The organism is Tannerella sp. (genome assembly GCF_030528505.1).
Lineage (GTDB): Bacteria > Bacteroidota > Bacteroidia > Bacteroidales > Tannerellaceae > Tannerella.
On record NZ_JAUMYS010000097.1, the window covers coordinates 1 to 7,758 of the forward strand.

Genomic DNA, 7,758 nt, shown 5'->3' on the forward strand with positions numbered 1-7,758 from the left:
GCAAAAAGCTAAGGAATGTTAAATTCGGTTTATGGGAACATTTTAACCGTCACGGCAAATTGGTCAAGGTGGTTGACGAAGATGCCAAGTTCGGAGAAGTCAAATGGTATGATGTGGTGGCGCTTCTTGAAAAAGAAGGCTGGTTTAACCGAAAAACCGGAGAAATCAATCTGAGGCATTGTGATATCAAGAGCCCGATGAAACCCGATGGCAGTTTTACTTACAATATAAATTACTATATTTATTTTTCTTTTTTTCCGGCCGAGAAAAAAAACGGCCGGGAAGTCAAACCTCCGGTATGGAAAGTTTTTATCTATGAAAGTGAAACATATATAGAGACGATTTATGAGATAAATGGTCATACGGGTGAATATAAGAAAAAACAGGAGCGCAGACTATTTAACGATGAAGATGTTATAATAATAGACTAAGGAAAAACAGACAATCTGATGGATTACAGCCATAAGATCGGTGTCGAACGCAAAAGTCTTTTCGAATGGCAATGGGAAGCAATCAATATAATGATTAACAAATGAAAAGGACCAGATATTTATTAACCATATTATGTACGGGCATAGTCTTAAGCTGTGCACAAAGAGAAAAAAAGATGGATATGATAGAAAAAGACACTCCCGGCCATATCGAAAAATTCGATTTCGCATATGCCGAAAAAGTGAAAAAAGAAACAGGATGGCATGATATAGAACGTGACGGATGGTATATAAAGTTGTTCTCTGGCGGCTGGCCTGAAATACAAGAATATGCTCCGGCCGATGATAATGTGTATTATATATTAAAGAACTTTTATCCGAATGGAATTATTCATAAGCGTGGCAAAAAAATAAGAAATGTTAAATTCGGTTTATGGGAACATTTTGACCGTCACGGCAACTTGAAGGAGGTGATTGACGAAGATGCGAAATTTGCAGAAATCAAATGGGATGATATTGTGGCGCTTCTTGAAAAAGAGGGTTGGTTTAACCGAAAAACCGGAGAGATCAATATCCGAAATTATGATATCAATAGCCCCATGAAACCGGATGGCCGTTTTACCTACGATATAAATTACCATATCCATTTTGCTTTTTTCCCGGCCGAGATAAAAAACGGCCGGGAAGTCAAACCTCCGGTATGGGTAGTTACTATCGATGAAAGCGAAACAAATATGGAGACGATTTATGAGATTAACGGTCATACGGGGAAATATAAGAAAAAACAGGAATATAGACAGTCTGTAGACTGACGAGAAGTGGACTACCTGATGGATTACAGCCATAGGGTCGGTGTCGAACGCAAAAGCCTTTTCGAGTGGCAATGGGAAGCAATCAATATAATGATCAACCAATGAAAAGAAGCAGATATTTATTAACCATATTATGTACAGGCATAGTCTTAAGCTGTGCACAAAGGGAGAAAAAGATGAATACAAACGAAAAAGACACTCCTGACCATATTGAAAAATTCGATTTCGCATATGCGGAGAAACTTGAAAAAGAAACGGGAGGATGGAATGACTTAGAACGTGACGGATGGTATATCCAGTTACATTCGGGTGGCTGGCCGGTAATACAAGAATATGCTCCGGCCGATGATAATGTGTATTATATATTAAAGAACTTTTATCCGAATGGAATCATTCATAAGCGTGGCAAAAAAATAAGAAATGTCAAATTCGGTTTATGGGAACATTTTAGTTGTCATCGAAGATTGGTTGAGATGTTTGATAATATTTATTTGATTGATGTTTCGCTCATGAACTACAATCAAAGCCCCATAACTGTTTAAACAGCAATTCTATCTGCCGACGCAATTTATAGATGGAAGCGACTAAATCAAGGCGCATTTCAAACAGATTGGTTAGAAACTCAAACTTGCGTTTTAGAACCCTGTCATAAAACGTTACTTTGCGTAACCTAAGCGGGCTTGATTTGCCTTTATCATTTGTAAAGTCCGGATTCGGCGCATTCGCCGGCTTTCTGCTCGGCACGATATGCAAAATCGGCCTCTGCGGATGGTTTATCTATTGCTTCATCGCCGCGTTCATCTGATTTTTTCGCGTGCCTCTCCTACTTTTTGTATCGCCTGCAAAAAAGAGAAACAAATCTTTTTTTTTCCAAAAATCAAATGGGTCTCTTTTTATTTTTCCGGCGATGACCACGCTATGTCATTTATTCGTTGTACCTTTACAGCCAATAGTAATTGCCTGAACCTGTCGCACTACGTAGCGACAATCGCTCATGCCGTTGCTGCTTGCTTGAAAAAAATAAAAACAATATATAATGACAAACAAATGGAGTATTCGACCCCATACAGAAGAAGAATTACGCAAACGCGACGAGCTAGCTGCCGAGCTGGGACTTAGTCCCATCCTCTGCCTGTTGCTCGTGCAACGTGGCATCACCTTAGCTCGCGAGGCGCGGAAATTCTTCAAACCGAACCTGAACGATTTGCATGACCCGTTTCTGATGCCCGACATGTTCAAAGCCGTGAAACGGCTCAACAAGGCGTTAGGAAACAAAGAGAAGATTCTGATCTATGGGGATTATGATGTAGACGGCACGACGGCTGTATCGCTCGTCTACAAGTTTCTGAGGCCCTACTCGTCGACGATCGATTTCTATATCCCCGATCGGTACGACGAGGGCTATGGCGTCTCATACAAAAGCATCGACTATGCCGTCGAAAACGGCATTTCGCTTATTATCACGCTCGATTGCGGCATCAAAGCCATCGACAAGGTGGCCTACGCCAACGAGCGCGGCGTCGATTTCATCATTTGCGATCATCACATGCCCGACGACGAGCTGCCTGCCGCCGTAGCCGTGCTCGACGCCAAACGTACCGACTCGCAGTACCCCTACGAACATCTCTCGGGATGTGGCGTCGGATTCAAATTTATGCAGGCGTTTGCTCAAAGCAACGACATCCCTTTCACCCAACTCGAAAGTCTACTCGAGCTGACGGCCGTCAGTATCGCGTCCGACATCGTACCCATCACGGGCGAAAACCGTATCCTCGCTTACTACGGGCTGCGCCAGCTCAACAACAACCCGAGCTTCGGACTGAGAGGTATAATCAATGTCTGCGGATTGGCCGGCAAGGAGATAACGATCAGTGACATCGTCTTTAAGATCGGGCCGCGCATCAATGCCTCGGGACGGATGATGAACGGACGCGAGGCCGTCGAACTGCTGCTCTCGAAAGATATAAACGAGGCGAACGAACGAAGCGAAAGTATCGACCAGTATAACGACGACCGGCGCGAACTCGACAAGAAGATTACCGACGAGGCCAATGCCATTATCGAAGAGATTCAGGACATCGAAGCTCAGAAAGGCATCGTAGTGTATAACCCCGACTGGCATAAAGGGGTGATCGGAATCGTCGCCTCGCGCCTGACGGAGAAGTATTATCGTCCGTCGGTCGTGTTGACGAAATCGTCGGAACTGATTACCGGCTCCGCGCGTTCCATCGTCGGATTCGATATCTATAAAGCCATCGAGGGATGCCGCGATCTGCTGGAGAGCTTCGGAGGGCATACGTATGCCGCGGGGCTTTCGCTGCGCGAAGAAAATCTGGAGGCGTTTACGAACCGATTCATGAAACTGGCAGCCGAAGATATCGTGCCGGAACAGATGACCCGGCAAATCGACATTGATGCCGTCATCGACCTGAAACATATCACGCCCCGTTTTATGAATGAACTGAAGAAGATGAACCCTTTAGGGCCGGATAACGAAAAACCCGTCTTCTGCTCCCTGCATGTGCAGGACTACGGAACAAGCCGCTGCGTCGGGAAGGAACTCGAACACCTGAAACTGGAAATCATCGACGGAAAAGGAGGAGGACCGGTTCACGCCATCGCATTTGGGATGAGTACGCATGCCAACTATGTCAAGGCGATGAACCCGTTCGACTTGTGCTATACGATCGAGGAGAATACGTATAATGGGAATACGACGATCCAGTTAATGGTAAAAGACATTCGGCCTTCGGAGTTGTGATGGCTCATGGATCGCCACCATGAGATATTAAAGCAGTATTGGGGCTACACTTCGTTCCGCCCCTTACAGGAAGAGATCATCCATTCGGTCTGTGCTGGTAAGGATACGCTCGGGCTGATGCCTACCGGAGGCGGTAAATCACTGACATTTCAGGTGCCCGCGCTCGGCATGGACGGACTTTGTTTAGTCGTCACCCCGCTGATTGCTCTGATGAAAGATCAGGTGGATAACCTCCGTCAGCGGGGAATCAAAGCGACTGCCGTCTATACCGGCATGACACGCGAAGAGATCGGTACGCATCTCGATAACTGTATCTTTGGAGGGTATAAGTTCCTGTACGTTTCGCCCGAACGGTTAGCATCCGAAATGTTCAGAAGCAAACTGCGTGCCATGAACGTCTGCCTGCTGGCCGTAGACGAGAGCCATTGCATCTCGCAGTGGGGATACGATTTCCGGCCTTCTTACCTGAACATCGCTTCCGTGCGGGAACTGTTTCCCGATGTCCCTGTGCTGGCGCTCACGGCTACTGCTACCCTCGAGGTAATCGATGATATTCAGGAGAAACTCTGTTTCCGTCAGAAGAATGTGTACCGCAAGAGCTTTGTACGCAAAAACCTGTCGTATGTTGTCCGTTCGTGTGAAGACAAGTTGCAGACGCTGCTCTATATGCTCGATAAAGTGCCGGGATCGGCCATCGTTTATGTGCGTAACAGGAAACGCACGCAGGAGATGGCTGCGTTTCTTCAGCAGGAAGGCATATCGGCGCAGTTTTTTCATGCCGGACTGAAACGCGAAGTAAAGACCGAACGTCAGAACGCGTGGAAGAATAATCACTGCCGCGTGATGGTTGCGACGAACGCTTTCGGGATGGGAATCGATAAGCCCGATGTTCGTCTGGTCGTACATATCGATATGCCGGGATCGCTCGAAGAATATTTTCAAGAGGCCGGACGTGCCGGACGCGATGAACGGCGTGCCTATGCGGTAGTGCTCTGCGATTCATCCGAAACAACCAAACTGAAGAAGCGCATCACCGACGAGTATCCCGACAAAGAGGTGATTGCCCGTGTCTACGAGTCGTTGGGATATTATTTCCAGATAGCTTCGGGGTTCGGGCTTTTTACTACACATGATTTTTCGATTGCCGAATTTTGTACGGTCTATAAATTCTCTCTTACGCAGGCGCACCATGCCTTGAAGATTCTCGAGCTGGCCGGTTATATTGAATACGTCGAAGAGCCCGATAACGCCTCGCGTATGATCTTCCTGATCACCCGCGAAGAGCTTTATCAGGCGTTGCGTCAGGATGAACTTACGGACAACGTGGTACGTGCTATCCTCCGCACCTATACCGGTCTCTTTGCGGATTATGTCTTTATCGACGAAACCTTTATCGCCACTCGTGCCCATACGACTGCGGAGCATGTCTACCATTGCCTTGTCGCGCTCTCGAAAGCCGGTATCATCCGTTATGTCCCTCGAAAGAAGGTTCCGCAGATCACGTTTACGCGCACTCGCGAAGAGACAGCGCATCTGCATATCCCCGCCTTTGCCTACGAGGAACGTAAGAAACGCGACCGGAAACGTATCGACCGGGTGATCGCTTATCTGAACGAAAAGTATCATTGCCGTACCCGTTTGTTGCTCCACTATTTCGGGGAGAAAGATGCGGCCGATTGCAAGGTGTGCGATATCTGCCTGAAAAAAACGCAATCCGGATTGACACAGTGGGAGTTGAATATGCTCCGTCGAGCCCTGATCGAGATGCTGAGCGAAAAGCCCAGAAGTGTCCTCGAACTGGCTCGTCTCTTGCCGTTGGAGCAGGAAAAGAACGTGCAGGCCTTACGCTTCCTGCTCGACTATGACGAACAGTTTCGCTTAAAGGATGATACGGTCTCGCTCGTTAAGGATGATGACCGAGCTTCATGCAGCGGATGAGCACCTTCCGATTATCGGCAAGTGTCGTGGCAAAAAGATAGACTTCCCCGCCGTCCGTGATCTTTGTTCGCTTACGCAAGGCTTCGACCGACAGCGGGAAATTACGCACCGTCAGATTGGCTTGCGGAATGTTCCGTGCGATGGTCCGGCATATTTTCCCGCTGAAAGGAAGCACTTCTTCGACCCGGAAGCTACGCCCCGGAAAATCGATCACTTCTTCGTCCGATGTGTAAAGATGGCTGTTTACGTGCAGCTTGCGGACGCCCATACGCATGGCCGTTTGTTTGTAGGCTCCGGCTTTCAGAATCGAAGCGTTCGGTTCGTATAGGTAAGCTCCAGCCGACTCTGCCAGTAAGGCGGGAGTGGCCTGTTCTTCGTCCGGGGTAAAACAGAAAGTCTGTTCCGAAGAATCTGTTATGATATTGATACAATGTATACGAGGCGTCTTTGCCGTGTTTCCCCGTCGCAGTACAAACAGCAGTTCTTTGCATTCGTTCTTTACCGACACGACGTGTACATCGGTCGTTTGGGGCAGTAGCGCCAGCGTGTGACTCAGGTCGAGCATCGGTGAAAGTTTGGCAATTACCTTGGGCGCCTTGCGCAGCATCTCGGGCAGAAGCTGTACGATATCGGGTTCGCAGTCGGATAGGGCGAACATTCTCCGGTTGCCCGTACCGCGCCGTGCCGGATCGATATAAAAGACGTCCGTTTCCGTAAGCTCCGACAAAACATGTGCGGCTTCCGCGTTACGCCCTTCGATATTCCTTGCGGAGAGGACGGAGAAGTTTCGCATCGCCGCGTCGAAACAGGCCTTGTCACGCTCTACATAGCATACCTGTTTCACCTGCTTCGCGAAGAAATAACTGTCTACGCCCAGACCTCCCGTCAGATCGCAAAGATGCTGTTCGCCTTCGAGTAGCCGGAGTTTGTACCGTGCCGTCAATGCGGAAGAACATTGCTCCGCAGCCAGTTTCGAAGGAAAACTCAGCTCTTCATGAGCATACCAGTCCGGCAATTTGTCTTTCAAGGCGCGTCGCGCTTCAATCTGGGTGACGGCAAAGGGCACATCGATCGAAGGGTGTCGGGCTGCCGAGAGCAATAATCGTTGCACGTCGTCTGCCGCGTGTTCGCGAATAAATTTTCGCATCGTTTCTGTCAGTTTCACAAGTGCAAAAATAAACAAAAAACACCTTTTATTCATCATAGTGCATTGAGATTTGCTGAATTGTCGTTTATCTTTGCGTCGAAATAAATAGAAGATAAACATTAAAAATTACAGGTATGAATAAAGTGAAATATTGGATGATCCTTCCGCTGATGCTTTTGGCATTTCATGCTACGGCACGTTCGGGCGATGCTGCGGCAGCGGGCGAAGTGATTGTATTGAATAAAGCCGATTTTCTGGCTAAGGTGTTTAATTACGAACAGAACACGTCGGAGTGGAAGTATGAGGGGGACAAGCCGTGTATCATCGACTTTTACGCCGACTGGTGCGGACCGTGCAGACGGGTAGCGCCGATATTGAAGGAACTGGCGGCTGAATATAAAGATGATATCGTGATCTATAAAGTCGATGTCGTCAAGGAGCAAGAGCTGGCGTCGGCTTTCGGTATCAGCAGTCTCCCGACGCTGTTGTTCGTCCCGATGCAGGGTAAACCGCAAGCCAGTATGGGATTGCAGCCGAAAGAAACGATTGCGAAGTATATCGATGAGTTTCTTTTAGAGAAGAAATGAGGTAGACGGAATTTTGACGGAATAAAAAAGGAGGTGTGTCGTAATGCACGATGCACTTCCTTTTTTGTTCATCGCTATACAA

The 7,758-nt window shown here is 47.7% G+C and carries 6 protein-coding genes and 2 pseudogenes; 7 read left to right on the forward strand and 1 reads right to left on the reverse strand.

Going from position 1 to position 7,758, the window contains the following annotated elements:
* The 6 genes and pseudogenes from Q4A89_RS11315 to Q4A89_RS11335 all read left to right on the forward strand — a co-directional run.
* Positions 1–431, forward strand: a pseudogene (locus Q4A89_RS11315) (hypothetical protein); the annotation flags it as partial.
* 242 nt (positions 432–673) lie between these two features.
* A complete protein-coding gene (locus tag Q4A89_RS11320; protein ID WP_303185596.1) occupies positions 674–1,243 on the forward strand; it encodes a hypothetical protein in 570 nt (189 codons plus the stop codon).
* A gap of 176 nt (positions 1,244–1,419) precedes the next feature.
* Positions 1,420–1,785, forward strand: a complete 366-nt coding sequence (locus tag Q4A89_RS11325; protein ID WP_303185598.1) for a hypothetical protein — start codon at positions 1,420–1,422, stop codon at positions 1,783–1,785.
* 158 nt (positions 1,786–1,943) lie between these two features.
* Positions 1,944–2,048 (forward strand): annotated as a pseudogene (locus tag Q4A89_RS11735) (DUF456 domain-containing protein); the annotation flags it as partial.
* 231 nt (positions 2,049–2,279) lie between these two features.
* A complete protein-coding gene (gene recJ / locus Q4A89_RS11330; protein ID WP_303185599.1) occupies positions 2,280–4,004 on the forward strand; it encodes a single-stranded-DNA-specific exonuclease RecJ in 1,725 nt (574 codons plus the stop codon).
* A 6-nt stretch (positions 4,005–4,010) separates the two neighbouring features.
* Positions 4,011–5,942, forward strand: coding sequence for an ATP-dependent DNA helicase RecQ (locus Q4A89_RS11335; RefSeq protein ID WP_303185600.1), 1,932 nt, complete (start codon positions 4,011–4,013; stop codon positions 5,940–5,942).
* Here Q4A89_RS11335 and Q4A89_RS11340 read toward each other — a convergent pair.
* Positions 5,908–7,107 (reverse strand): SAM-dependent methyltransferase, encoded by a 1,200-nt coding sequence (locus tag Q4A89_RS11340; RefSeq protein ID WP_303185601.1) that lies wholly within the window; start codon positions 7,105–7,107, stop codon positions 5,908–5,910. The genes Q4A89_RS11335 and Q4A89_RS11340 overlap by 35 nt on opposite strands.
* Positions 7,108–7,259: 152 nt before the next feature.
* Here Q4A89_RS11340 and trxA point away from each other — a divergent pair, with 152 nt between their 5' ends.
* Positions 7,260–7,676, forward strand: coding sequence for a thioredoxin (gene trxA, locus Q4A89_RS11345; protein ID WP_303185602.1), 417 nt, complete (start codon positions 7,260–7,262; stop codon positions 7,674–7,676).
* The last annotated feature ends 82 nt before the right edge of the window (positions 7,677–7,758 follow it).